Below are 24,250 nucleotides of genomic sequence, written 5' to 3'. Positions count from 1 at the left end.
TCATTACTCGTAAAGCTGAACTAGATCGTGAACGATGCCGCCAACTCCGGCGCCGCCGATGCCATCCGATACGGTCTGAATGACCTCACCATAGATGACGGCGTTCGCACCGGTGCTGCCGGATTCCGAGGGGCGGATCAGAAACATCTCGATGAAACTTGTCACCGGAATGGCGCCCGACCCGCCGTTCAGCTCATCCTGAAAAGTCGCGCAATCGATACCGGCGACGGTGATGACACGACGCGTGGGATCGGCACGACCGGCAGAGGGGGGTTGGCACGAAGGCATGCTGCTTTCTGCTTTGCCACCTGCGGTCAGGATAGCTTCCAGCGTGGCCTGGTTGGTGACTTCTGCATTATAGATGTCGTACCGGGTGCCACCAGTCGGGAACCAAGGCGGAATGCCAGTCGGGAGAGGGCCGCTGAAATCTGCGCCATAGTTAATGGTAAGATACTCAGTAAGCCCGTTAGTAAAGACGCCATTGCCTATGCGAGGTGTCGGGCAAGTGCCACTGGCAAAACAATCGTCTAGCGGCAGTCCAACGGTCGCGGCCGGATCAAGGACCCCGTTCGCGTCATAGGTGGGCGACAGCTGGCTGGTGCAGTTGTTTCCATTACCCGCAGTGATCCAACCGTCCAGGACATGCGGGGAAGAGGCGAAATTGTCGACGTCGTAGCGCGAGCCGTTGCTGAACTGCCTGGCGCTGGATTCAAATCGGTCGAAACGTGTGTTAAAGCCCGCCACCATGTTGCCCACGCTCAGACCCGGTCTGGTTTCAACGGCTCTTTGGCTGAAGCACATGGATACAGCGCGCGACGCGGCCAGAGCACATGAATCTTCCTGACCGTTTGGCGCAGGTTCGCAGGCGCCGGACGTGTCGATGGCCAGATTCTGATTGGAAGACAGAAAACCGAAGTTTCCGGGACCCCATTGTCCATTGCCGCCCTGACTTACCATTCTGATCAACTGCCCTTCGGTTAGATCGAGGCTGGGTTGCGGCAGGCAGATGAACATGGGGGTGATGTCGCAGGCCATCAAGGTGAACCCTGCCACAGCCTCGGCATTGACGCTGGAGAAAGGCTGCGCATTGCCCAGCAAAGCCGCCGCTGCCGCTGCGAGCGGAGTACTGACCTCGTGCGTATCGACGATCACCCGAACGAATGCAGCAATCGGCCCGCTGGCAGGATCGGTCGCGTCCAGCAGTTGCGCGGGTTGAGCGGGATCGGTTGCAGTGGTCGGCGGGTTTTCGTAAAACCGCAGCTGGTAATCCGTTGCACCGGACAACAGCTGATCCTTGTTGCGAATGCCAAAGCTTTGACGGTCGCGGATCATGTTTGCAGCCGCATTTGTGGCGCGGGTGATTGAATCCGGGCGACCATCAAGTTCCCCCGCAGCCGCAAGGGCAACATTGTCCGCAAAGCTCTGCAATTCCGACTGAGTGGTGGTCACCCGACCAATGTCGAATGCAAGGGCGGCCATTCCGAGCATCACCGACAGGGCCACCGCAACAAAGACCAGTATCGCGCCGTCTTCGGAGCTACGGAATTGACGTATGAATTGAGCGAGGGACACGGTCGAAACCTTCGTTGGTCGATTCAGTTGATGATGGATTCTGTCACTTCGGTGCCGCGGCGGACCCGGACTATGGTTTTACGCACCGGTTCTTTGATGTCCTGCGCAACAACCGGCTCATCAATCAGAAGATCGTTAAGTCGCGTCATGGTCAGCGTCTTGTCCTCGGTGTCATCAATAGACCGCAAGGTGAGGCTCAGCCGACCGGCACGTTGCGCCAGAGCAAGGCGCTGGACCTGATCCGGGGTAACGGCAACAGTAACCGTACGTGCAACAACGGGTTGGTCGGTCTGTTCGTCAGATTCCTGATCAACACCAATGACCCTGATGTTTTGCAAAATTGTGACGGCGTGCATGTCTCTTTTTTCGCCAGTGGTCATTACTACATCGACCCGATCACCGGGGGTGACAAAGCCCCCTACGGCGGTTTCGGCATCAACCTCAATGGCCATGGCGCGATGATCTGCGCCCAGCGTCTGAACGATGGTGACCTTTTCACCAAAGTCGGAAACCTTGCTGTTCAGGATCAGTTCCCCCTGAGCAATTGCGCGACGAGCGCGACGGGTCGGCATGCTGGCCGCCGCAATCAGGTCGTCGTAATCTGTAAAGACGCCCGCGGGTACAGCACCACGGGGCCAGTCAATGGTTGTCAGCGCGCCGGGCTCGATTTCTTCACCAAACGAAATATCGCGCGATGCAACGACCACGCTCACCATCTCGCTCTGGGCCTCGACATTTGCGGACTGAGCGTCAAATTGAATGTAATCCCGAGCGACGTAAACCGACCCTCCGGCTACGACCAGGCCCGTCAATGCAGTGAAAATGGCAGAGAGTCTCATCTGGTGCTCCTTCAGCTATTTCCTGGCGTTTTTCGAATGAACCGATCTGAACGGTTGCACTTTGCCAGCGGATCAAAAAATTTATCCTGGGCGATAAGCACGCGGAGCTGGGCGCACCGCGTGCTTTGTATTCCTTAGGGCATCAAGTTGTCTGCGGCGGTGAACTGGCCTAGAACGTCACCGCTCACCGCTACCAGGACGCCCGTCCCAAGCGCCGCGACGATGGTCAGGGCGACACCGTATTCCACGATGGTCGCACCGCTTTCGTCGCGTGCCATGGTCTTCATCTTTACATAAAGCTTCAACATTTTACTCTCCTAGTTAACTCACTAGTTACTCATGGATGCCGCCCAAATTCGCGGCGTTCTAACCCCCCCATATGGACGGAGCCTTCCATAAGGTTAGGTCCCGCCATCAGGGCGCCGCATCCTCCAAACCGCGGAGAAATACACGTCAAGATTGTAAGATTTGGCAGTTTGGCCGGTTCTTTGCCGCAAATTGGCCCGATTCCTTAACGGAATCTGAATGGCCAGATCCGTGATTCTTTCCCACCTGACGGGCCGCTAATTGCGGTGCCCGGCGGCTTTGCTGCACAAATGGACTGAAGGATTCACCTCATGAATCCAGCATGATAGCCGAGAGACACGACCCGTTGGAACCGGACGAAGTACAAGACCGGGAACTGGCCTTCGTACAATACCGCATTGAAAGAACGAGGATCGCTTTCGATCTGGTTTGATCCTGAGATGGATTGGACACCGCCACCTTCAGCCAGGCGCGGCCGTCACCAGAGTTTCAGCAACGCCGTGATCCAAGCGTGTCTGACCCTGTTCTGTTCGGGATGCGGCTTAGGCAAACCACAGGCTTCGTGGGCAGTCTCTTGCGGCTGACTGGCTTGTGGACTGAGCCGTGCCTGATTTCAGTGCCCTGTGCCGCCGTAAAAGAACGTTGAACGTGAGCCTTCCGTATCGTGGCGGATGCGGCCCGCTGCATCTGCTGATCGACAGCACCGGCATCAAATCTGAGGGCGAAGGAGAATGAAAGTCCCGCAAGCATGGTAACCCCAAGCGGCACATTTGGCGTAGAATACACGTAGGCATCTACGAGGAAACACTGGAAGTGCACGCCGTTGAAGTTACCAAAAGCAACGCCGGACACGCGCCATTACTTCCCGAGTTGCTTGATCAAAACTACTAGATCAGAACATCGGGTCAGTGACCGCAGACGAGGCATACGACGCGCGCAAATGCTACGGCGCGATTGTCGCCCGCAATGCCCACGCCATCATCCCGCCACGCAAGAACTCCAAGCCATGGAACCCCACATCCGCCTGTGCCATTGCCCGAAATGAGGCGGTCACTGCATCTCGATACCCGGGCCGCGCTATCTGGCAACGGTGGAGCGGGTATCACCACTTGCAGAACGGCACTGCTGACGCATTCGAGTGGCGTTGCTATTCGCCATCTGCAATTGGTGGCAGCAAGTCCGCACCATTTCTTAGCGGGTCAACTGGAACCCTCGGTGGAGTGTGCCGCGCGCAGCCTATTTATGTAGCGACGTGAGAAACGTCTTTGTCCGGCGAATAAATATCCAAGATGTTCCAATGTCCGGTTGTTGGCGTCGGGTTGTTGATCATCGGGACATCCAAAACCGTTGGCTTGCCACTGGCGATTGCCGCCTCCAATGCGGGCAACAATTCGTCAGCAGCGCTGAGCCTGTGTCCTTCTGCACCATAGGCCCGCGCTATGTCGGCATAGCCCGGCCCGTTTGCGGGCGCTTCGGCTGATCCGGGGAAGGTCGTTCCATAGGTCAGGCCGTAATGCGCTTTTTGCAGTCCTGCGATGGTCCCAAACGCGTTGTTGTTCATCACAAGCCAGATGATGCCCAGATCAAGTTCGACAGCTGTTGCCAGCATTGACGGGTTTTGACCAAACCCACCATCGCCGACCAGGCTAAGCACCACCCGATCAGGCGCCGCCAGTTTCGCACCGATCGCACCCGGAGGTCCAAAACCCATCGTAGCGAACCCGCCCGGTGTTAGGATCGAGCCGGGAGTCAGGATATCGAACTGTTGCCCTACTCCGTTCTTGTTCCATCCAACGTCAGTGGTGATGATCGCATCTTCAGGCAGTGCCTTGCGGGTATCCGCCAGAATACGCTCAGGCATCATCGGAAAGGCAGATGAGGTCGCCATTTCCACGTTACGCGCTTTGAAGTTAGTCCGGAATTCAGCAATTTTCTTTTCAAGCGCGGGGCGTTTGAAACCGCTCGGATACATCTCGCGGGCAACCCGGTTGAGGACGCGCAACGCGGCCTTGGCGTCCGCAACGACACCGATCTCGGTGGGATAGTTCCGGCCGATCTCTTGCGGTTCGATGTCGATGTGAATGACTTTAGATCCGGGAATGTTGAACGTGTAGCCGGGATACCAGCTGGAGCAATCGGCCTCTTTGAACCGGGTACCCACGGCAAAGATATAGTCCGCGTTCAGGCAGGACTGGTTGACCAATTCGGTGCCCCAAAACCCGGTCATGCCTAACACTAGCGGATGGTCGTCCCGCAACGCACCTTTACCCATCAGTGAATGCGCAACGGGCAGCCCCATATGCTCAACGAATGCGCGCAATTCCTCACTGGCTTGTGCCAGAAGGATACCGCCGCCGACATAAGCAACCGGTTTTTCGGCCTGCGCCAGTGCTTCAATGATTTCACGCGCGGTCTCGTCGTCAATCGAGGGCTTCTTGAGCGCGCGCGTGTTGTCGCGGATACGGTCGAAGCTGTCCGAGGGGATCACTTCCGAGAAGATGTCCATCGGCACATTGACCAGCACCGGTCCTGGCTGGCCGCTTTCGGCAAGATGAAACGCCTTTTCCAGTATCTCGGCCATCAAGTCTGCCCGGTCTACCCGCCAGGCGCGTTTGACAAAGGGGCGATAGATCTCCCACTGGGCAGCGTCCGCGTGCAAGTTCACCTCCTGATGCGGATGCTTGCCGTAGTAATGCGTGGGAATGTCACCTGCGATCACGACCATGGGGATACAGTCCAGCGCCGCGTTGGCGACCCCGGTGGCGCAGTTTGTCAAACCTGGGGAGAGGTGAGACAAGACCACCGAGGCCTTGCCCGTCACGCGGGCATATGCATCCGCCGCGTGGCTAGCGATTTGTTCGTGTCGTACTGTGACGAAATCGATGGGGCTTTCGGCAAGCGCAGCCAGAACCGCGATGTTCGTGTGGCCGCATAGACCGAACACATGCTTGACCTTACGGCGTTCGAGAAAGTCAACGATATGTTCGGCAACGGTTTTGCCTTCCAGTTTCGCTCCGTCCATTACGCGACCTCCTGTCCGTAGAACTCACCGAACAGGTCCGGCTCCGAGGGACGGTCCTCGGGGATCGGACGACTGACCCAGGTGTAGTTCATCATGTGTTTCATGGTGACGTTTTCATTTGTGATGTTGCCGCCCCAGATGCCACAGCCCAGGCTGCTGGTCATGGGCATGCCATTTGTCCAGGCACCTGCGTTGGCTTTGGACTGAGGCTGTCGCACCATCATTCGGCTGACCGGAGCCAGACGCGCGAGCTGATCGATATGATCGTCATTGTGGCTGTAGATGCCGCAGGAATGGCCCTTGCCCCCGGTGCTATAAATCTGGTTGACCGTTTCTAGCGCGTCATCGAACGTGTCGAAGTGGTAAAGCGCCATCAATGTGGTCAGTTTTTCCTTGGAGAACTTGTGCTGCGGTCCGATTTGTCCCTGATTTTCAACCATCAGAAACTTGCGATCTTCGGGAATGCTAAAACCGGCGACCTTGGCCGTTTGCTGCGGCGGGCAAGCGATGGTCGGGAACGTGCGGCTGCCCTTTTCATCCCACATGGCGGCTTCGAGCATGGCCTTTTCTTCATCAGAACACAGGTACCCACCTTCGGCCTCAAGCGCTTTGACCATATCGTCGTAAATCGAACGCTGGATAATGATGTTACCGTCGGCCGAACATCCCGAGCCAAAGTCAGAGGTCTTAGAGATGCGAGTGTTCTGCGCGGCGATGTCCAGATCGGCGGTCTCATCGATGACAATGGACGAATTGCCCGCGCCGACGCCATAGGCCGGACGCCCTGAACTATAGGCCGCTTTAACCATGGGCTTGCCGCCCGTCGCCAGCGTCAGGTCACAAATCTCCATCAGATGCTGCGTCAACGGGATCGATGGTTTGCGGATCGACTGGAACAGGTCTTCGGGGGCACCGGCGGCGCGGCAGGCTGCGCGCATGACTTCGACCATCTCAAAGGTGGTATGGGCGGTTCGCGGGTGCGGACTGAAGATAACCGCATTCCTGGCGTTTGCGGCGGACACGCCGGTCACCGGTGGTGTCATCGCAGGATTGGTCATCGGGATCAGAGACGCGATCACACCGGCAGGTTTGGCATATTTAACCAGGCCCTTTTCTTCGTCGACTTCGACGATACCGGTCGATGGCGTGCGCAGGACATCGCGCAGTACCATATGGATTTTGAACCGTTTCGCAGGACGTCCCTCGCGATCACCGATACCGCTCTCGTCCACGCCTTGCTGGGCCAGACGCGTGAAGGTTTTCTCGTTTCCTGCGTACCACGCAATGGCCTGAGACAGGCGGTCCAGCCTGTCCTGATCCCAATCCTCGATCTCGGCCATGGCATCGCGGGCGCGTGCCAGCATATCGGCCGCCATATTGCGGTCGTTTTCAGTGAGCTCTTTGCCCATGATAATCCTCTTGGTGTTTTGGAATTGCTGCATCGGGCATACGGCGCTGTGATCGCGCCTCGCCGAATGTTCGCTTGGCGTGGCTGAGACAGCGACGCGCGTGTTCTTCATATCCCAACTCGGCAACGCGGCTTTGGTTGGGCAGTTCAATAGAATAATCGACGGGCGGCATCCGTTCGATGATGCCGGTGAAGTCAATCCAGCCTTCGCCAGGATAGAGCCGCGCATCGCGGGCAAGTTGGATCATGCCCTCGCGCGTATCAGCGATGCCGGGCAGGCAATCAGAGATGTGCAGGAAGTGAAACAGGTCCGAAGGGACGTGCAAAAGCTCCCCGAGATCCACTCGGCTGAGGTGCAGATAGAGCGTGTCGACCAGAATACCACCATTCGGCTGATCAGAGGCGCGGACGATATCCAGCGCCTCATCCAGAGTACGAAGGCGGGAAAAGCTTGGGAACTCAAGGTCCACAGTCAGTCCATAGGGTGCTGCCAGTTCGCAGGTCTCAGAATAGACGTCGATCAGAAAGTCACGATCATCGCGGGTGTTGGTCCACGCGCTCATGATCATGCGTTTGGCGCCGAGTTCCCCGCCGATTTCCAACGAGCGCTCAAAGCTGCGCGGGTCCACGTCTTCGGTGATGCGCGCAATCTCAACATCAAGGACTTTTAGGCCGGTTGTCGAAAGAGCCGTCTTGGTGGCCTGCACCTGCGCCTTGTCGATCGGGGATTGGGTGAATTCGCCGGGCACATGCATCGGAATGAACCGAGGGCTGACGGCATCGTAACCGGCCCGCGCGGCGATATAGACCAGCTCGGGCGGCGTACAGCCAATCAGCGTCAGATGCGCCAAGGAATAGAGAGAGGGGCTTGTGCCAGCCTCTTCGGGTTTCACCATGAACGACAGCTCCACGTGTCTGCGAATCTAAAATTCATCACACGTAGTAAAAAATATATGATATTTTTTAAAATATCAACTTTTAATACTGGGCAGGAAATGAAAATGCCCGGGCAATAGCCCGGGCGTGCTTAACCTTCGTATTGGCAAAGCTTTAGATAGTGACCCAGTCGCCTCCGGACTGGTGAGAGCGAACTGAGGCATCAATGAATCGAACACCGTCTGCGCCTTGATCGACACTGGGATAAGAGAGCCAATCGGCCGGAACGGCAACGCCATCCCGACGCGCGGCGACGGCCATGGCAAATTCCGTATAGAGATTGGCCCAGGCTTCAATAATCCCTTCGGGGAAGCCGCGCGCAGTCCGGATCAGGCGTTCCGCGTCGGGGCCGACGCCGTGCCCGTGACCTCGGCTGATGATACGATCCGGCTCACTAAACCGATTGAACTTCAGCTGTTCCGAATTCTCCAAGTCCCACTCGAGGCCTCCTTCGTTCCCGAATATCCGCAACCGCAACCCACCCCGATTTCCGGGGGCAAGGCGCGTCGCCATCAGGGTTCCCGGAATTTCATTTTGGTAACGGGTGAACATGAAAACTGTGTCTTCCAAAGGCTTTGGCGCGCCGCAAACATGGAATTCAGCCCGCAGATCGGTCATCGGCAGACCCGAGACAAAACTGGCGAGATGCGCGGCATGGGTGCCGATATCGCCGACACAACTAGTCGGGCCTGAAATCTCTGGGTCCAGCCGCCACTTTACATGAGGCGCATCAGCCACATCGTCGGGCGTCATCCAGTCTTGCATGAACTCAACATGGATTTGGTTGATCTTGCCGATGCCGCCTTCTGCAACGATCTGCCTGGCCTGACGGATCACAGGAAAACACGACATCGCATAGCCGACAGCAAAGACCTGCCCCGTACGCGCAGTGATCTCCTCAAGCCCATCGGCCTCGGCGACCTCATTGGTCAAAGGCTTGTCGCACAACACGTCAATGCCCGCCTCCAGAAACGCTTTGGCCGCGCCGAAATGAACGTGGTTTGGGGTCGTGATCATGACGGCATCTACGCCATCCGGGCGCGCCGCCTCTGCCTGTGCCATCTCGTCGAATGACGCATAGCACCTGTCTGCTGGCAGATACCACTCGGCGCCACGCGCTTTGCTGCGCGCGGTGTCGGAACTGAGCGCACCCGCGACGACCTCCCACTGGTCGGTCATTCGCGCTGCCGTTGCTTGCGTGACCGAGATCCGTCCACCGCCAACAACGCCCAGCCGCAAACGGCGAGACAACCGGGGGAATGGGCCGTCAAAGTTCAGGTCTTCGGGTAAAAGTCTCTCAGCCATTCTGAACCTCCATTCCGGGAACCCACGTGCCTTCGGGCAGAATTTCAACCGCCATGAAGATGCTGGGGGTAATCGTCTCGTATTGATGCCAGGGATAGTTGCCTTCGGCGTCATACATCGGCTTGTGCGTCGTGCCCGGGGCCATGAACTCTTCGAGGTAAAGAGTCCCGACATCCCGCTCTCGGCATTGCTGCATTTTACCGAAGCCAACGATTTGCGTGTGCACTTCGCGAAACCCCGGAACCGGGCAGAACGGGTGATCCTTGTGCAATCCGACATTCAGCGGAACCGAGCCGGAATGGTACATGGTCAGTCCGACGTTACCCACGAAGACCTTTGGCGACATGTAGTGGCTGACACCGCGCAAGCGTTCCTCTTGCCGAACGTCGAATGCAGATGGCCATGTATCTTTCACCCATGCGAACAGCTCATTGTCATCAGCATGGGCGTCGAACCCGTAGACAATAACTGCGCGTGCTACGCCTTTGAGTGAGCTATCTTGAACGATAACAGACGAAAGCGGTGCAATGTTTTGATCCTCAACAGAGATATCCCGCTCCCCTAGGTTCAGAACAATTGCGCGACCCTCGACAGACATTCTGTCTTCATCGGTGATGTGCTGGACACGAAAGAATGGCTGGGCAAAGTCGAGTGTCTCAATCGGCATGCGCCAACTCCTTCCTCTCATCGATCAGGAAATCGACCGGCAGAGGTTCCGGTGCTGCGCAACTGCTTTCTATTGTCTGGTAAGCACCGAATTTCGGTGCCCGTTCAATTGCGTCCATGACCTCGAACACATGGTAGGCAAGCGCTCCACTTGCGCGGGGTTGGCGCCCTTCTTGTGCCGCAAGGGCCAGGTCCAAAAGACCGAGGCCACGGCTGTCTTTGTTAAACCCGTGTTTGTTTTCGACCACCTGCCAGTCTTCGCGACCGGCTGGGCGAGGCTGATGAGACCAGCGCGAGGTGTCCTGCGTTTTCAGCCAGACATCCCCCTGAAAGATATTGGCACCATGAACCGGGTCAGGGTCGGGAATGCTGATGGTGCCGTTTTCACCGTAGACCTCGAACCGCGGCGTTTCGCTGTCCCAGACGTCGAAGCTCATGGTCATCGACCCTATGGATCCGGAGGAGAACTGAAGCAGGCTTAGAGAGTGCGTGTCGACCTCGACATCCATCCATTCGCCGTTGCGCGGGCCGTTTTCGATCATCCTTTTGTCGAACGTGCGCCGTGCCATTCCGGCGACACGGTCAATTGGTCCAAGACAGCAGATCATCGCGGTCAGATAATATGGCCCAAGGTCCAGCAAAGGCCCACCTCCGGCCATGTAGTAGAAATCCGGGTTGGGATGATGGCGTTCCGTCCCGTGCGTTCCGACATGGGCAAATACCCCAGTTGGTTTCCCGATAGCACTTTCATCGATCAAGCGCCGAACAGTCTGCCAGCGACCGCCTAGAAACGTGTCGGGCGCGCAACCGACCAGTAGCCCCTTTTCAGTGGCCGTATGCAGGATCGCTTTTCCATCCGATCGGTTCATGACCAATGGCTTTTCCGAATAGACGTGCTTGCCCGCCTCCAAAGCGCGCAGGCTGATGTCGGCATGAGCTGCCGGAATAGTCAGGTTCAGAACACAGTCAATTGTCGGATCGTCGAACACCTCATCCGGTGAGCAGGCCTTGACGATGCCATATTGATCCGCCTTGGCGCGGCTTTCTGATGGATCGAGGCTCGCGCAGGCCGCGACCTCGACGTTTGAGAATTTGGATAGTGTTTTTAGATAGATATCACTGATACGACCACAGCCGATAAGGCCGACCCGGAAGGTTTTCGATGTCTCACGTATCATCATTCCTGTCTTCGTAAAGAGGTAAGTAATTCGGGGGCATGGGTCCTTTGTTCCGACCGCCCTGGTTCATCTGCTCCCAAGCGTGGGCAAGTATTCCGACCGAGCGGGACAGGCAGAACAGGCCCCGCGACAGGGGCGCGGGAAAGCCAAGTTCGCAGAAGATCACGGCTGTCGCGCCATCGATATTCATGGCGATGGGTCGACCGCCACGTTGACGGCCGAGTTCGGCCTGAACCTCTTCTCCGATATCGGCAAACCTGCCGGAAACTGTGCCATCACTAGCGGCATCGCGAACCAGCTGCATCAACCGTGGCGCGCGTGGGTCGACGGGCTTGTGGAATCTGTGACCAAAGCCCGAGACGATCTTGCCGTACGTCTCGCGCCAGCTGTCCAAGCCGTCCCGAACAGCGTCATTCAGCGAAGCTCCCGCATCCATGCGGACCGCGATATCATAGTACAGCTCGGCGCATTGTTCACCTGCTCCGCCATGCACATCACCCAGCATGTTCACCGCAGTCGCCATGGCATTATTTAGACCTACCCCACAAGTGGCCGCCATACGCGCAGCCGCGATTGAGGGGGCCTGTGGACCGTGATCCACGCCTGCGACCAAAGCGGCCTCGAACAGGCGCGCTTGTGCGTCGCTGGGCAGATCGCCCCGCACCATCAACCAGATCATCTGCGGGAAGGTAACATTCCCGATCAGGTCTTCGATGGGATGGCTACGAAACGCGATCTGGCCGGGCTTCATGTCGATGATGGAGGTGCGCCACCATTGGCGCACAGCTTTTTCATCGCTCGTCATTATGTTTGCACCTCTTTCATCGTCTGGGTTTTGCTTTGCGCGGCAAGGCGAATGGGCGCATTGCGCGCGCCATAACCAGCATAGCCCATACGGCGTTCAACGATTTCGAAGAAGAAGCCGTTAAATATCGGGCGGCTATATATCTGAAAATACTCGGCACCCGCTGCCCGGTCGTAGAGAATGTTGCCCTCGCGCAGTTGGGCGATCAGATCATCATCCAATCCGAAGGTCGCTTGCAGATCGGCGTAGTAGTTCTCTGGGATCATCAAGCTGGGAAAGCCGGATTTACGCAGCTGATCCGACGTTTCAAAAATATCGTCCGACTGGAAGGCGATGTGCTGAACACCGGCCCCAAACCCATCTTCAAGGAATGACGCTGCCAGAGTTCTGCGCCCAACGGCCCCGTTCAGGTTCAGGCGCACTTCGCCTTCGGGACTTTCGATAGCCTGGCTTTGCACGACACCGGACGGGTCGGCGACGTTCACGATAGGAGACTTTGCCATCTCAAAAGTTGAAATGTAGTAAAGCAGCCAGCTTTGCATCTCATCATGGCGCATTGTCTGTGCCAGATGGTCGATACGGCGCAGACCAGCAGGCTGGGTCGCCTTGGTTTTCGCAACCGGCTCAAACTCGATGTCCCATACCCGATGCAGATCGGATTTCTCGTCGATGAAATGAACGACATTGCCACCGACACCTCGGATGGCTGGGATATCCAACTCTCCGGTCCCCACCGGCTGAGAGAAATCAGGAGCGCCCAGCGCGGTCGCGCGCTGAACCGTCTGATCCGCGTCTTTGACGCGCAATCCCATGTCACAAACCGAGGGACCATGGCCCAGGAACGCCGAATGGGCAAAACCTTCCTTTTCGGTATTCACAACGATGTTTATCGCGCCCTGCCGCCACAGCTCGACGGACTTGGTGACGTGTTTTCGCTCCATTCGAAAACACATTGCTGACAGCATGTCTGCCAGCTGCGCGCCGCTTGTTTCATCCGCTGTAAATTCGACGAACTCAAAGCCTGACGCATAGACGCGTTCCGGTAGATCCGGGATGCCGAAGTCGGTTCCCGGCTCGGTCCGGGATACCTCATCCAGGAGGTTCACCAGCGATCTGTAACAGTCACGCGCCAGCGTTTGACCACCGGGTTGCGGCGCTGCTTCGTTGACACGTGCGATGGACCAAGGCCCCGTGTATGCGGCGCGGGACAGCACCCGTACGAAGCCCGCTAGGTTCAGCGATCCAAGCCCCGGCAAGAGCCCGAAATGCCGCTTGAGCCTGCGGATATCCATTTCAAGCCGGGGTGCATCGGACAGTTGCACATGGAACAGGCGCTCTCCGGGAATGTCTCGAAGGCGCGCGGGCTTGGACCCGTCAGCCAGCGAGAAAAAGGAGTTTAAGGCCAACCCGAAATGCGGGCTGTCAATCGCCTCGACAATGCGCAGCGCCTGTGCGTCCGAGTGGATGAGGTCGGACCAGGGCAAGCCCATATAGGCCAGACGTACCCCCATCGCCTTTGCAATCTCGGTCGCTTCCCCGAGGTCCGTGATCACCTGATCTTCGGTGGCGTCGGCGTCCATCTCAAAGGCAGACCCAATGAGCAGCAGTTCTGTGCCCAACTCGCCCATCAGATCGAGTTTGCGCTTCAGCCGATCAAAGGCGCGCTGTCGACCGCCGCCAGATTGACCTTCAAGGTTATGGAACGGCTGCAGCAGGCAGATTTTCAACCCGAGGTCTGAGGCAATGTCCCGGATTTGCGATGGTGACACGTCAAAGGCAGTCAAATCCGGTTCATGCAGTTCAACCCCGTCAAATCCTGCCCCGGCGATGGCATGCAGTTTCTCTGCCAAATCGCCGGGGATGGATGTTGTCGATACCGACAGGCACATTACCCCTGGTACCCAAACATACGTGGCAGCCACAGAACCAGATCGGGCATCAGCATCATGATTATCAAGGCGAAGATGAGCACCGCCAGGAAGGCCCAAATCTCCGAGATAATCTCACGCAGCGGAATGTCCGTCACGGCGTTGATCACAAAGAGCAGAATGCCATACGGCGGTGTGATCAGGCCGATCATCGAGTTTACGACGACCAGCACTCCGAAATGCACCAGATCAATCCCAAGCGCTTCGCAGGTTGGAATGAACAGGGGCACGATCACAAGAATGATCGTCGTCGCATCCAACACGCATCCCAGCGCGAGGATCAGCAGGTTTACGAGGATCAGGAACACAATTGGGCTAACATCCGAACCCTCCAGCAAAGCCGAGATCGACTGTGGAATCTGCTCCTGAATGACGATGAAGTTCAGAATGAACGCGCCACCGATGACTACACCAACGGCTGCCGACGAACGGGCACTGTCAACGAAGACCTGATAGAGACCACGGAACGACAGGGCGCGATAGAAGAACGCTGCCAGCAGCAGGGCATAGAATGCGGCCACCGCGGCGGCCTCGGTAGGTGTGGTGACACCCCCGTAGATACCGTAGAGCAGGATCGCGGGCATCAACAGCGCCGGAAATGCGTTCGCGGTTTTTGCGGGCAATTCACGCAGAGGAATGGGTTCTTCCAAAGCAAAGTTCCGCTTACCGGCCAGATAGTAGTTCATCGCCATGAGGACAACGCCCATGATCAGGCCCGGCAAAATACCGGCCAAGAACAGCGACCCGATAGAGGCCTTGGAAACGAGCGCATACAAGACCATGGGGATCGAGGGCGGAATGATCGGGCCGATCGTCGCCGACGCCGCAGTGATTGCGGCTGCATAGCCCCGGCTGTAGCGGCCATCCTTGGTCATCATCTCAATAATGATCTTGCCGATCCCGGCGGCATCCGCGACAGCCGAGCCAGACATGCCTGAGAAAATCAACGACGCAACTACGTTGACGTGCCCGAGGCCGCCCTTGAACCGCCCGACCGCAGCGACGCAGAAGTTCAGCAAGCGGTCGGTGATCGACCCCGCGTTCATGATATTGGCGGCGACTATGAACAAAGGCACGGCAAGCAGGATCGTGCTTTTGTAGAAGCCTTGCAGGATTTTTTCACCCGCCAGCGCGACGTCCAGACCAGCGACACCCAGATACATCAGTGACGCCAAAAGGATGGAATAGCCGATAGGGGTCCCGATGCCTGCCAGAACAAAAAGGGTTAGCAGGCAAGAAAGAAGTTCAAAACTCATTTGCTTGCGTCCTCGTCGTCTTCCACGTCAACGCGAGGGTGATCGTCGACCACGTTGTATCCCACAACCATTTCAAGTTCGGTTTTTGGTGGGCCGTTGCGCATGATGTCAAAGAACAGCCAAGCATACCGCGCAGCAACGACCAGCATGAACACGGCATAGATCGAAAACACGGTTCGCAGCGGTATCTTTTCGCCCGAGAAGGGGTTACGAACGGTCGCGGTCTTGCGGATTTTCATCCAGTCGATGTAGTCCCAAGTTGGTAGAAAGCTGTAGAGCATCCCAACCACGATTGCCGCTGCCGCCAGCATCGCAAAGACCTGACGGACGCGTCTGGGCACAGACAGATAGATAATGTCGAATTTTACGTGATCCCGCTCGCGCACGATGAAGGCGCAGCTGAAAAAGATCACCCAAACCCAGAGGATGCCGATCAGTTCCAGCGTCCATCCTGCAGGGGTAAAGAAGTACCGCAGCAGGATTTGCAGCAGAAATATCAGGAAGATTGCCGCCAGCATCCCGCCGGCAATCGCTTCGGTCAGTCGGGAGAACCCCTTTATGAAGTCTTTCATTGCGGTTCTCCCTCCCTTGCAATGCAGGCTTAGTTGCCCAGAGCGTTGATCTTATCCAAAACGCCTTCGGGCCACGAACCGGCGAATTCGCTGTCCAGATACATGGATTGTACCTGATCGCGGAACGCTGCGAGATCGGGTTCGTAGATCTCCATGCCCTGCTCTTTCAGGAAGCTTACAAGATCTTCTTCTTTCTGAAGCTGCTTTTGGCGACCCGATTCAGCAGCTGCATCTGCAGCTTCTTGAACCTTAGCTTGCTGTTCAGGGGTCAGGCTGTCCCAAACCTCTTTGCCGATGGCAATATAGTTCAGGTCCACCAGATGTGACGTCAGAACGATCTGGTTGGTCACTTCGTAGAACTTTGCGTCCACAACGGTCGGCAGCGGGTTGTCCTGACCGTCAACAGCACCGGTCGACAACGCAGTGTAGACCTCCGAAAACGCCATTGGTGTCGGAGCCGCACCCAGAGCCTTACCCAGGAACTGCCATGCGTCGGTGCCCGGCATCCGCAGGTTCACACCTTCCAAGTCGGCCGGTGTCGAAACCGTCAATTCATCTTTGGGCTGGCGCAGGTTTACCTGGCGACGACCCAGATACATCACCGACAGCAATTTGACGCCCAGCTCTTCTTCAGCCTTCTGCTTGAAGGCATCCATCAAGGGATCGTTGAAGACAGCAACCTGATGCGCGGCGTCCTGATGGACATAGCCTGCGGTGAAAATCGAAAACTCGGGGAAGAACTGTGCCAGTTCCTGCGCCGAGGTGATCGACATTTCCAGGTTACCGCGGCTGATCGCGTCCAACTCGGTACCTTGTGCAAAGATGGTGCCGTTATAGCTGGGCTCATAACTCGCGAAATCGGCGACCATCGGTGCGAAAACTTCGGCCATGGCGACCGAACGCTGATCGGTTTCCGACCCCGAGGTCGCGAGGCGAAGTTGCACTTTATCCTGCGCCAGCGCACCGCTTGTTGCGCTGAACAGAACACCGGTGGCGACCAGGGCTGACACAGCAGCCCGGCGTGTAAGTTTGAAAGTCACTTTTTTCCTCCCTGAGACATCATTGATGCTTCTTTTTTGACGATTCCAAGTTTTGACCTATTTTGGACATTTTGCAAGATTTTTTACAAAATATCTGATATTTTATACAACCGATACATTTGCGATCGGTGCTTGCCGAAACCTTTCTATCCTGATCGTTTCGCCTGTTCTGCAAGAATTCTGAATGGCTTCAATGACTTGAAGCGTTCTGAAACCTTCCCATCCCGACACAATAGGCTCGGCTTCGTGCCGGGCCACTTCAACAAAATGCCTGAGTTGATTGACCAACGGGTCAGAGGCGCCCTTCTTGAGCGCTGTGGACGAAATGGGGGTCCACCAATCTCTTTGCTCACCCCGATAGCTCCAGAGCCGGAGGTCAGGGACGGATAGCGACCCATGAGAGCCACCGATCATGTAGCTGCTTTCAGTGGTTGATGGATAGATTGGATATTCCTGAGACGTCATCTCCCAACTCCATGGCGCGACGATGCTGTCAGACACGCTTATGGTGCCAATGGCTCCGCCTTCGAACGTCAGCAACGCGCCAGCAACATCCTCGTTGTCGTAGCCACGCTGCGATGCAGCCGATTGCGCCTGAACGGTTACGACCTCTCCGGCCAGATACCGCAGAAGATCAACGTCATGGACAAGATTAACCGAGATGGGTCCTGCGCCGGGTTTCTTTCGCCAGGGCGCAGTGTCAAAATACTCGTCGGGCTTATAGAACCAACAATTCGCATGGATTGCACGAACATCACCGATCTGCCCATCCGAGATCGCCTTCTTTGCCGATTTGATCAGTGGATTGTACCGGCGATGGTGTCCAACCATAAGCGGTACGTCTGCCTTCTCCGCCTCTTGAACAAGCTCTAGTGCCGCAGCAGCTTCAACGGCAATCGGCTTTTCCACGAGTATGGGGCAACCGTGCCGTATGCACGTGAGGCCCTGCTCGACATGAAGTGTCGTTGGGGTCGCCAGCACAGCGCCGTCCGGGGTCTGATTGGCGAACATTTCTTCAAGAGTCTCGTAACACGCGACCCCATGTTCATCAGCATACGCGCGGCCTTCGTCGCTGGGATCGACAAATGCAACAAGATCGACATGACGCAACGCACGTATTGCATCTGCGTGGCGACGCCCAACAAGGCCAATGCCGACGATGGCAATGCGAAAGTTCTGAGGCACTTTGGTTCCTTTCGGAGGATCCAAAAAGCTCTGGATCCTAAGTTTGCGACTAGGCTGCAACGCCCAATTTGAACACGACCGTATTGGGGTTTTTCCGATTCCGCAATAATGTATGATATTTTTATTTTTACCATACATCAGTTTGGATTGCTGATGACCTTCAATAATGATAGATGAACGAGGAAACCAAGAATATCGGGTGAAATGCATGGCGAAGCAGCCGTCTACGATAGGTGCAAGCACGTATCAGCGCATCAAACGGGATATCATTTTCGGAGAGTTGCAGCCCGGCTCGAAACTTAAGCTGGACGCTTTGAAAGAGCGGTACTCAGCAAGCCTTTCGACGCTTCGTGAAACGCTGAACAGGCTTGCCAGCGACGGGTTTGTCGAAGCTCCCGAGCAACGGGGTTTCCTGGTCACGCCGGTTTCCCGTGAAGATCTGACCGAGATCGCAGAGCTGCGCGCCCTGTTGGAATGCCACGCATTGGAATTGTCGATTGCAAACGGCGACACGGATTGGGAAGGCAACCTTGTCGCCGCGCACCATAAGCTGCACCTGATGGAACAGCAGCTGCTAAAGGGAGATGACTCTGAGAAAGAAACCTGGAAACGGTATGATTGGGAGTTTCACCAAGCCATGATCGCGGCGTGCAACTCCAGGAACCTTCTGACGCTGCACTCGATCATCTACGATAAATACCTGCGCTATCAAATGCTTGTACTAACCTATCGCGGCGAAGAAGCCGTCGAGGAGCATAAAGGCATGTTCAATGCCGCCTTGGCCAGAGACGCGGATACAGCCAAGAAGCTGCTAGTGGATCATATCCGGAACGGCCTCGCACACACGTTAGAGGCCATGTAGCCCGCCACATCTAATTGAATTGCTGTAGATCCACCCGCGAACGACTACAGACGCGTCTAAGAAGCAATGTAGGTGCGTGCTTAACGTTGCATTCCTATCATTGATTTCATTCAGAAAATTTGGGTGTCTTCGCCCATAATTTTTCACAGCACTTGCGCATAAGTTTGCACGGTTCACTATACGCGCTCAATTGTCGATTGTCGTAACGTGGCTCGATCAACTTGGACACACCAAACTCAATCTAAAGTGCATTCTTCTTGGAAGTATTCAATCCAAAACTGAACAACACAACTCAATTGCGAGGTAATGGTAGATCCCTTTCAATGTAGCGCGGCTCGGTCGGCCTTCTCGCAGGCAGCCAACTAGTACTTTGGCGACATACAAGTTTTGCAGCAACTCTGCAAAACGCGCAAATACATGGCTCCGTAGTGCGAGCCCACTCTGTTTGGAGGAGCTTGTTTACGGTTAATTTGAAGCTGTATCTAGCTCCTGTAGAAAGGGCTTCAGCCGCAGTACTTTCGTACCTCAGTATCCCTAAGCCCGGTGGCCACAAGCATGCATCTGTTTCGCGCCTCGTAATAGTACCCACGAGCATACCACATGACCGCTTCGGGCTCGTTTCCATCTGAAACCATCCAAGCTCCACGCAAGTATTTCACGGCGTATGTCAGGTTGGTCTGAGCGTCCAAGAGGTCGGAAGGCTGTCCGCGAAATCCCATCTGGCGCGCTGTCGCAGGCAGAATCTGCATCAGGCCGTAGTAAGGGCCATTTCGAGCATTGGGACGATAATCGCTTTCTCGTTGGATCACACGGTGGACTAGGCTCCTCGGAACACCGTTTGCGTCCGCAGTTTCGTCGATCATCACACGCAGCTCAGGGGTCTCACCGGGATAAAGTCGGGTAATTGGCTCTGCGGGTTCCTTGCCGCAAGCGGTAATAAATAGCGCGGCAAGAATGACTGTGTATCGCATCAAAATTCTCATCTCATTAACTACAAGATTCATCAGCGCTCAATTACGTTTGATATTCAATATCCCAAGGTATTGTTGGGCGGGATTTAGCCAGATTTGATTTGGCACCTAGTACCGACGGTGCACTCTCTTTTCAGTAACGACATGCCTCTTTTTCTGACGCTCACGCAAAAAGACAAACAATCCTGACCCCAAGATCAGTGCGATACCGATAGCGACAGGCAGGTTTGGGAGCTCGCCCCAGATGACCCATCCCCAGAAAATGGCCATGGGAAGACCGACATATTCAAACGGTGCCACTGTAGCCGCGTCTGCCATGCGGTAAGCCTGGCCAAGGCAATACCCGATGATTGCAGAATTGATTCCTAAGCCAATAAACAACCAGCGGTCAGACCCTTCGGGCCAAACCCAAGCCCGCAGCAAAAAGATCAAGCTTTCGTTCTCGAACTCGTTCGCAAAGCGCCCATCCCCTGCCACTGACCAGAACAACAGGCTGACAACGATAAAGCACGCCTGAATGTAAACAGCCATTGCTGAGGCCTTGGACTTTGCGCCAAGAAAACGGGTTAGCACGTTGTTGAGGGCATAAGTGAAAGCAGCTGTAGAGACGCGCATAACATTGCATTCCTTCCATTGATTTCATTCAGGAAATTCGTGTGTGCTCGCCAATAACTTTGCGCGGTATTTGCGCATAAGATTGCACGATTTGCCCATAACTTTGCGCTATTGAAAGAGCTCGTTCAATTTTTGGTAGTTGTCGCGCAAGCCAGTCAACTATAAGCGTTATTCCTCAATCGAAAGTGCGCTTCCATAAGCGAAATTCAACCCTAATAAGAAGGATGCAAGGTTACCTGCAACTACTTGGTATTAGTTCAGCGATCTTCTCGCCGAGCATCAAGACCACTATTTGGTACAGTCTTGTTATAAGAACAGAAACCTCGATCAGCATTGGCACCGAGATGGTCAGGCCCGCCATTTCACCAAATTCCTATAAGCCGACGGCGACATTCCAGACCATTTTCGGAAGGCCCTCGAAAACGCGGTGGGGTCTGCATAGCCAAGCCGCAGTGCGGTCTCACCAACGGACTTCCCTGCCGGACCCAGCAGCTTCTTAGCTTCTTCCAGTTTGACGCCAGATATGACCTGAGAGGCTGATTGCCAATATGGGGCCAGCCGCTTGTTCAATGTCTCCCGGTGGAAACCACATAGGCGCGCCAGTTCGTCTACACCAAACCCCGGCTCACCAAGATGGATTCGGATCAGGCTCTGAAGCCCAGCCAGAAAATCTTGCGGTGCCGCAAGGTCAGGGTCAGTGACAGGAAGGTCTGACGGGTTCTCCAATATTTCCGGGATCAATTGATGGCTCAGCCAGGTTGAAGGAAACCGGATCGAAAAGCCCTGAGGGCTACACTTGATGGCATGAACACCATGAAAATGCTTGGGCAGCACGTCAGGTTCGCTGACCCGTAAGATGATCTGGCTCGGGTCCCATCTGAAATCCATAACCCGGTGCAGTAGTGATATCCAAATGCTCGCCAGAAATGCGTCGGTCTGTCCGGGCGAAACCGAAATGTTGAAATTCCGCTTAGCACTGAAATAAGCGTGCTCGCCTTCCACAAGCAGTGATTGTGTGACCGCGTTGGATTCTTTCGAGACGGCTTGAGTGTAGCGCGTAAAAAAGTCGCCCAGCGTCAACGCCTCGGCCAACATGTCACCAAGAGGCAGAAACCGAACAAGGTCAATTGATTGACCAACTTGCGCACAGAAATCCGGCGATGTTGCGTCAGCAGCGGCTTGATGAATTTCATAGATCGTCTCGTGTGGCAGGAAATTCTGGCGATCCATCACTTGGGATTCACTAACCCCCAGAGGATCTAGAACGAAGGCCGGTTCAACACCGGCGCCACGCAATGCAGCTACCACGGGTGCAGCAACCGATGCCCGAACCAAAGGCAAGGCCTTCTTTGTGTTTTGATCAAATGCGCCCATGTCGCCCTCAAATACCATGAAGTTGACGACAGAAAGACAGCAAACACACAAAAAGGTTCCAAAAGCTTGCAGAATGCCAAATTAATTTGGCAAAGCCTGTCATGCTGTCAGGCAATATCCGGCAATCACTCTAAAATCACATTCAGAAATATACATCAGTGATTCGCATTTGGAGGGCCTCAATGACACCGAATCTCAAACATATGGTGGCCACAACGGCCTTTTCTGCAAGCTTGGCAATCGCGGGCCAAGGTTTTGCGCAGGAAGAGAGCTTTCCGATCCTATTTACCAATGTGCACGTGTTTAACGGTGTCGATGAAAAGCGAATTGAGAACGCAAACGTTCTGGTCTTGGACAACCTGATCGCAGAGGTATCGGCGGAACCGCTGGCCGTTGCCAATGCCCAGATCATTGACGGTGGAGGTCGAACGCTGATGCCGGGCTTGATCGACGCCCACGTGCATATGGCAATCACCGAGCCTGTCGCGGACCTGAGGGACAACTTCGACTGGATGTACTGGGGCGCAGTCTCCACGATTGAGGCCGAGAAAATGCTCTTGCGTGGTTTCACAACCGTTCGGGATGCGGGTGGCCCGGCAATTGGTCTGCAAAAAGCGATTGATCGGGGTAAGGCCGTTGGCCCACGTATCTACGCCTCTGGGCCTGTGATCTCGCAAACCTCGGGGCATGGCGAGCATCGGGTTTATACCGAACCCCATCCGAACTTCATGGGGGCGCAGCCGTCTTTCTTCAACCAGCATGTCGAGTTCCTGGCCGATGGCGTGCCCGAAGTCTTGCGTGCAACGCGCGAAGCGCTGCGCATGGGCGCGGTGCAGATCAAGGTGATGGCTGGAGGTGGCGTGTCATCTTCGGTTGATCCGTTGCACACCGTTCAAGGATTACCGGAGGAGTTGGAGGCGTCGGTTCGCGCAGCAGCCGATTGGGGGACCTATGTGATGGTCCACGCCTATAACGACGACTCGATCCTGCGGTCACTGGAAGCGGGCGTCATCAGCATAGAACATGGACAACTGATGACTGAAGTATCAGCGCAGGCCATCAAGGATTCTGGTGCCTGGATTGTCCCGTTTTATTCTCTGCTTGGGCTTGATGAGGAAGTTGTCAAGAAGGCGCTTGGCCCTGCGGCGGCACCCAAATTCCTTGATGTGCAGGCAGGTGCGCGCAACCAGATGAAACTGTTGAAAGAGTATGAGATCGAGAACGTTGCGTTCTCGACCGATATCATCGGCGACCCGGTTGCTCTGACCAAACAGAACGATGAGTTCAAATACCGGCTGGAGGCGTGGACTTCGTACGAAATCCTGCAACAGGCCACGTCAAAATCGGCCGCACTTCTGGCAATGTCAGGAAAACTCAACCCCTACCAGGCAGGCCCGCTGGGCGTGATCGAACAGGGCGCATACGCCGATCTGCTGCTGGTCGAGGGAAACCCGGTCGAAGATGCCGAGATCCTGGTCGACTACACCAACAACATCGACCTGATCATGAAAGATGGCGTGATCTACAAGAATACACTCGATTGAGTGTCGCGCGGGGTGAATTTACCTCGGCATCCCGCGCATCCCCGGCTTTACAAATGGGAGCCTATTAAAGTGAGAAATCGAGCCAAACTGAAATTTGCTCCAACGGTTCTCGCATATTTCTTGGCTTTGCCGGTTCATTCGGAAGTCGCACGTATCGAATGGGCAGACTTGATCGATGAAACTGCTCAAAACTACGAAGATCCATTCGTCGAATTGACGGGCAAACAGCTTAACGCGCTTCGCAAATTGGTCCGGTTGCGTGCACAGCAAGGAAAAGGCGGGTCGACGCCAGAGCTGTTGGATCAGATTAAACTGGATATCGAGGCGACCGAAGCAAACCTTGCTGAGGAAGGTGTTGATGCAGACTGGCTGATTTCCCAACGCTGGGTTGTGATGGAAAGACGTGATAAGGCGGGCACGGCCGCTAACCTTGATTATGATGGCGTGACCGTTTCATTGGGCGGATTTGTGATCCCAGCACCCCGCGACGAAGATGGCTCCCAAATGGCATATATCGTGCCGGAACGTGGAATGTGCAGCCACGTACCGCCTCCGCCACCAAACCAGATGGTACGTTTGCGTCTAAGCGATTCATGGACACCATCGACAGTCTACGAACCCATCGTTGTAACTGGTCAAATCAGGATCGAGCCGACGCAGAAGGAAATGCTGGTTGTTGATGGTCCCGTCCTCATGAAGGCTGCGTTTACTTTAGAGGTCGATGACGTTCATACTTTTGGACCAATCCAGACTTCCAAAGAGGCTACAACCAATAGGGCAAGTGTACTTATGGGAAGAACAAAAGCGACTGGCGGGGCTATCAAAGACGAATAGTGACACGGACCAACCGACCTGAATATGGTTCA

21 protein-coding genes and 1 pseudogene are annotated in these 24,250 nt (G+C 55.6%); 4 read left to right on the top strand and 18 right to left on the bottom strand.

Annotation, left to right across the window (positions count from 1 at the left end):
• Positions 1-3: 3 nt before the first annotated feature.
• The 3 genes from ACR0KN_RS07720 to ACR0KN_RS07710 form a co-directional block, all read right to left on the bottom strand.
• Entirely contained in the window at positions 4-1,572 is a 1,569-nt protein-coding gene (locus ACR0KN_RS07720) for a pilus assembly protein TadG-related protein (protein WP_480652609.1), read from the bottom strand.
• Between the two features lie 23 nt (positions 1,573-1,595).
• Complete coding sequence (gene cpaB, locus ACR0KN_RS07715) at positions 1,596-2,411, bottom strand: Flp pilus assembly protein CpaB (RefSeq protein ID WP_480652607.1); 816 nt, start codon at positions 2,409-2,411, stop codon at positions 1,596-1,598.
• A gap of 134 nt (positions 2,412-2,545) precedes the next feature.
• Positions 2,546-2,719: a Flp family type IVb pilin gene (locus ACR0KN_RS07710; protein WP_319546034.1), complete on the bottom strand. Its 174-nt coding sequence runs from the start codon at positions 2,717-2,719 to the stop codon at positions 2,546-2,548.
• A gap of 396 nt (positions 2,720-3,115) precedes the next feature.
• Here ACR0KN_RS07710 and ACR0KN_RS07705 point away from each other — a divergent pair.
• Positions 3,116-3,823, top strand: a pseudogene (locus ACR0KN_RS07705) (IS5 family transposase); the annotation flags it as partial.
• A 134-nt stretch (positions 3,824-3,957) separates the two neighbouring features.
• Here ACR0KN_RS07705 and ACR0KN_RS07700 read toward each other — a convergent pair.
• The 12 genes from ACR0KN_RS07700 to ACR0KN_RS07645 form a co-directional block, all read right to left on the bottom strand.
• The gene (locus ACR0KN_RS07700) at positions 3,958-5,739 is read right to left on the bottom strand and encodes a thiamine pyrophosphate-binding protein (protein ID WP_480652605.1); all 1,782 of its coding nucleotides are present in this window, start codon (positions 5,737-5,739) and stop codon (positions 3,958-3,960) included.
• Positions 5,739-7,148 carry an aldehyde dehydrogenase family protein gene (locus ACR0KN_RS07695; protein WP_480652603.1) on the bottom strand — a complete coding sequence of 470 codons (1,410 nt, stop codon included), beginning with the start codon at positions 7,146-7,148 and terminating at the stop codon, positions 5,739-5,741. The genes ACR0KN_RS07700 and ACR0KN_RS07695 overlap by 1 nt, the downstream gene beginning before the upstream one ends.
• A complete protein-coding gene (locus ACR0KN_RS07690; RefSeq protein ID WP_480652601.1) occupies positions 7,129-8,058 on the bottom strand; it encodes a sugar phosphate isomerase/epimerase family protein in 930 nt (309 codons plus the stop codon). The genes ACR0KN_RS07695 and ACR0KN_RS07690 overlap by 20 nt, the downstream gene beginning before the upstream one ends.
• Before the next feature lie 139 nt (positions 8,059-8,197).
• A complete protein-coding gene (locus ACR0KN_RS07685; protein WP_480652599.1) occupies positions 8,198-9,388 on the bottom strand; it encodes a Gfo/Idh/MocA family protein in 1,191 nt (396 codons plus the stop codon).
• Positions 9,381-10,055: a hypothetical protein gene (locus ACR0KN_RS07680; protein ID WP_480652597.1), complete on the bottom strand. Its 675-nt coding sequence runs from the start codon at positions 10,053-10,055 to the stop codon at positions 9,381-9,383. The genes ACR0KN_RS07685 and ACR0KN_RS07680 overlap by 8 nt, the downstream gene beginning before the upstream one ends.
• Positions 10,045-11,232 carry a Gfo/Idh/MocA family protein gene (locus ACR0KN_RS07675; protein ID WP_480652595.1) on the bottom strand — a complete coding sequence of 396 codons (1,188 nt, stop codon included), beginning with the start codon at positions 11,230-11,232 and terminating at the stop codon, positions 10,045-10,047. Before ACR0KN_RS07675 ends, ACR0KN_RS07680 begins: the two co-directional genes overlap by 11 nt.
• Positions 11,222-12,037: a citryl-CoA lyase gene (locus ACR0KN_RS07670; protein WP_480652593.1), complete on the bottom strand. Its 816-nt coding sequence runs from the start codon at positions 12,035-12,037 to the stop codon at positions 11,222-11,224. Before ACR0KN_RS07670 ends, ACR0KN_RS07675 begins: the two co-directional genes overlap by 11 nt.
• Positions 12,037-13,959 carry a bifunctional sugar phosphate isomerase/epimerase/4-hydroxyphenylpyruvate dioxygenase family protein gene (locus ACR0KN_RS07665; protein ID WP_480652591.1) on the bottom strand — a complete coding sequence of 641 codons (1,923 nt, stop codon included), beginning with the start codon at positions 13,957-13,959 and terminating at the stop codon, positions 12,037-12,039. The genes ACR0KN_RS07670 and ACR0KN_RS07665 overlap by 1 nt, the downstream gene beginning before the upstream one ends.
• Positions 13,926-15,221 carry a TRAP transporter large permease gene (locus tag ACR0KN_RS07660; protein WP_170473842.1) on the bottom strand — a complete coding sequence of 432 codons (1,296 nt, stop codon included), beginning with the start codon at positions 15,219-15,221 and terminating at the stop codon, positions 13,926-13,928. The genes ACR0KN_RS07665 and ACR0KN_RS07660 overlap by 34 nt, the downstream gene beginning before the upstream one ends.
• Positions 15,218-15,793, bottom strand: coding sequence for a TRAP transporter small permease (locus tag ACR0KN_RS07655; RefSeq protein WP_170473839.1), 576 nt, complete (start codon positions 15,791-15,793; stop codon positions 15,218-15,220). Before ACR0KN_RS07655 ends, ACR0KN_RS07660 begins: the two co-directional genes overlap by 4 nt.
• Before the next feature lie 29 nt (positions 15,794-15,822).
• A complete protein-coding gene (locus ACR0KN_RS07650) occupies positions 15,823-16,833 on the bottom strand; it encodes a sialic acid TRAP transporter substrate-binding protein SiaP (RefSeq protein WP_170547153.1) in 1,011 nt (336 codons plus the stop codon).
• A 102-nt stretch (positions 16,834-16,935) separates the two neighbouring features.
• Entirely contained in the window at positions 16,936-18,042 is a 1,107-nt protein-coding gene (locus ACR0KN_RS07645) for a Gfo/Idh/MocA family protein (RefSeq protein WP_480652589.1), read from the bottom strand.
• Between the two features lie 184 nt (positions 18,043-18,226).
• Between ACR0KN_RS07645 and ACR0KN_RS07640 the strand changes: the two genes are divergently transcribed.
• Entirely contained in the window at positions 18,227-18,880 is a 654-nt protein-coding gene (locus ACR0KN_RS07640; protein ID WP_010443508.1) for a GntR family transcriptional regulator, read from the top strand.
• Between the two features lie 503 nt (positions 18,881-19,383).
• On the opposite strand, the gene ACR0KN_RS07635 is transcribed toward ACR0KN_RS07640, so the two are convergent.
• From ACR0KN_RS07635 to ACR0KN_RS07625, 3 genes are all read right to left on the bottom strand, one after another.
• Positions 19,384-19,851: a lytic transglycosylase domain-containing protein gene (locus ACR0KN_RS07635; RefSeq protein ID WP_260023805.1), complete on the bottom strand. Its 468-nt coding sequence runs from the start codon at positions 19,849-19,851 to the stop codon at positions 19,384-19,386.
• A 108-nt stretch (positions 19,852-19,959) separates the two neighbouring features.
• A complete protein-coding gene (locus ACR0KN_RS07630) occupies positions 19,960-20,466 on the bottom strand; it encodes a DMT family transporter (RefSeq protein WP_480652586.1) in 507 nt (168 codons plus the stop codon).
• Positions 20,467-20,814: 348 nt separating this feature from the next.
• Positions 20,815-21,840 (bottom strand): helix-turn-helix domain-containing protein, encoded by a 1,026-nt coding sequence (locus ACR0KN_RS07625; RefSeq protein ID WP_480652584.1) that lies wholly within the window; start codon positions 21,838-21,840, stop codon positions 20,815-20,817.
• Between the two features lie 182 nt (positions 21,841-22,022).
• Between ACR0KN_RS07625 and ACR0KN_RS07620 the strand changes: the two genes are divergently transcribed.
• Both ACR0KN_RS07620 and ACR0KN_RS07615 read left to right on the top strand, forming a co-directional pair.
• The gene (locus ACR0KN_RS07620) at positions 22,023-23,384 is read left to right on the top strand and encodes a metal-dependent hydrolase family protein (RefSeq protein ID WP_480652582.1); all 1,362 of its coding nucleotides are present in this window, start codon (positions 22,023-22,025) and stop codon (positions 23,382-23,384) included.
• 69 nt (positions 23,385-23,453) lie between these two features.
• Positions 23,454-24,218, top strand: a complete 765-nt coding sequence (locus tag ACR0KN_RS07615; protein ID WP_480652580.1) for a DUF3299 domain-containing protein — start codon at positions 23,454-23,456, stop codon at positions 24,216-24,218.
• The last annotated feature ends 32 nt before the right edge of the window (positions 24,219-24,250 follow it).

It is taken from the genome of Ruegeria sp. AP7 (assembly GCF_056539905.1).
This window is presented reverse-complemented; position numbering and strand designations above follow the sequence as displayed.